Source organism: Clostridium sp. D43t1_170807_H7 (genome assembly GCF_015555905.1).
GTDB lineage: Bacteria > Bacillota > Clostridia > Clostridiales > Clostridiaceae > Clostridium.
Genome location: NZ_JADNLK010000058.1, coordinates 1 through 2,569 on the forward strand (window position 1 = coordinate 1; position 2,569 = coordinate 2,569).

The 2,569-nt window shown below is 21.8% G+C and carries 2 protein-coding genes; both read right to left on the bottom strand.

Going from position 1 to position 2,569, the window contains the following annotated elements; translation table 11 throughout:
- Positions 1 to 206: type I restriction-modification system subunit M N-terminal domain-containing protein (locus I2E98_RS15650; RefSeq protein WP_243251251.1), on the bottom strand; the 206-nt coding region annotated here is incomplete at its 3' end.
- A gap of 60 nt (positions 207 to 266) precedes the next feature.
- Positions 267 to 2,090: a hypothetical protein gene (locus I2E98_RS15655; protein ID WP_195469794.1), complete on the bottom strand. Its 1,824-nt coding sequence runs from the start codon at positions 2,088 to 2,090 to the stop codon at positions 267 to 269.
- Between the last annotated feature and the right edge of the window lie 479 nt (positions 2,091 to 2,569).

The window sequence follows — 2,569 nt, forward strand, 5'->3', positions numbered from 1 at the left end:
TTTTGTTTATCTTCCGGAAAAGTTCTATCAAAATCTATTCCTAAAAGCAGTGCATCATTTTCTTTAATTATTTCTTTGTCATCTAGTCCCTTAATAAATAAAAGATATGTAAACTGTTCTATTACTTCTAATGGGTTAGTTATTCCCCCAGTCCAAAATGTTTCCCATATCTTATCTACCTTACTTCTTAATTCTCCTGTTATCATATATAGTTCTCCCTTTAAATATTTAAATATAATATCTTATGACTAAATAACTACTTATAATTATTCAATAAACATATATTTAGGTCTACAAATACCTAGTAACTGTTCAGTTTTTAATTCACCATTAATTTCTTTTATATATTTATTATATGTATATTCTATAGAATTTAAAATTTCTTCTATAGTTAACATAGGATTCTTATTTTTATAATATATAATTATACTTAATATATTATTATTGTATTGATATAACCTTAATGTTTTATAATTAATATTTCTTATTCCTCTTCTTCCAGAGTGGATTAATATATTTCTATCTCTATATATTCTTATTAGGTCCATTTCTATTTCTTCATACTTTTTATTAAGGTAATTTGTTCTAACTTTTTTATCAAATAATAAACTTCCTATCTCTAAAATACTTCTTCTTAAAACATCATTAAACTTAAAATCATCACCTATACCTTTTCCCTTTGAATTTATAAACTTTATAAATTTATTTAAATCATATCTATATTCTTTTTCATCAGATTTACATTCGTCTATAATATCTTTTACTATTTGATTTCCACTATATCTATATTGGTATAATATGCTCCAAAATATATTAATTTTATCTTTAATTAAATATAAACAATATGTTTTAGGTACTATATCCTTTACCTTAGAAATAATATTATCTCCATTATGAAATGTTAACATATACTCTAGTACAGACCACAAATTAATTAATCTATTTTCTTTAGTTTGTTCTTTTTGTCCTTTTATTATATTTATAGCTCTTTGAATATTTGTAATTTCATCATATCCAATATTCATAGAATATACCTTTTCTCTATACTCCATAAAGTCTTTTATATCTTCTAATTCCTTTACCTCTGATTTATCGAATAATATTACATCATCATATATTTGCTTCCTTAATTTTTCGTATTTACCTTCATCTATTTTAACTACGATTTTATCGTTTATTGTTAATTCATTGTCTTCATCTAAATAATTAACCATTTGTATGTATGAATTTAACGAATCTATTAATATCTCTAATCCTTTATAATAATCTCTACATTTTAATATAACAGTATATAAATAATTATTTCCCCCATAATTAAGATAATTTTTTGCATCTTTATTATCTTGTACATTATGTAATGTTATATCTTCAACACTCTCTTTTTTCATTACAAAATTGTAATCTAAATAAATATTTTCATCTGGTATTCGCATTGTTTTTATAGTTAAATAATATTTATACTCTCTTTCTTGTATACTAAACTCTTTATATTTATCAATTATAATATCTATACTTGTCTCATTTAACTCAGCTAATTGTTTTGAAATATTGAAATTATACCAACTTTCTATATATTTAAGAGAATAACCATCATATAACATTTCACTTATCATACATTCAATGCATCTATCTACTTCTGCAAAGTTATTCAGACTTTTTATTATATTGCCTAAATGTGAATATAAATTATCATTGCTTATCTTTTTTATAACAGATCTGCACTTATTATAGGTTCTTGCTTCTTCTAATGAATTTAATGAATTACTTTCTATCTTTTTCATATCATTAATAAGTAAATCTAGTTCTTCCTTATATATACCTTGTGTATAAAAGATATTTTCTTTAACAAAAAATATAGTTGATTTAATTATATCCCTTTTTGCATTTTGTAGCTTTTTATTTTCTATATTTTGATTTACATCATCATAAATATCTATATAATCTAATAAAATCTCTCTTATACTTGGTAGAAATTTCTTATATAAAATTTTATTTTCATTTAAAATATGTCTTTTAAATGCGTAAATAAAATATTTTTTTGAATCAAATACTTTTTTATTTTTTAGTGTACTATTATCTTCATTACTCATTTAGCTCCTCCATTATATTTTTATGCTTCTTATCATATTTGTTGTATTTTGTCAAACATTTTCCATTGACACCACCATGTATAATATTATAATATTATAGCATAGAATATCATTAGAGAGAAATGAGTGCCGCTCTTATGGAAATGGGTTACCCTGGTAATTCCCCCCATAATGATTGCACTCTTTATTTATATATAACTTACTATAATAATTCAGTTTTACTTTTAAATAATTTATCTTTTTAGAAACAAAGAACCTAAATACTATGACACGATAAAATTTGTGCTATTTTAAATTTTAAAAACACTATCTAAAAATTCTTTATTTCTTTCTTTTATAAAATTTGCAATCTATCTCCCTAAACATAATTAATATAATTATCTATTTCAAAATGTAAAAACACACTCTCAACTGTATATATGTTTATTGTATATATTTTTTCTTAAAAGGAGTGTTTTCTATACTAAATTATCAACATA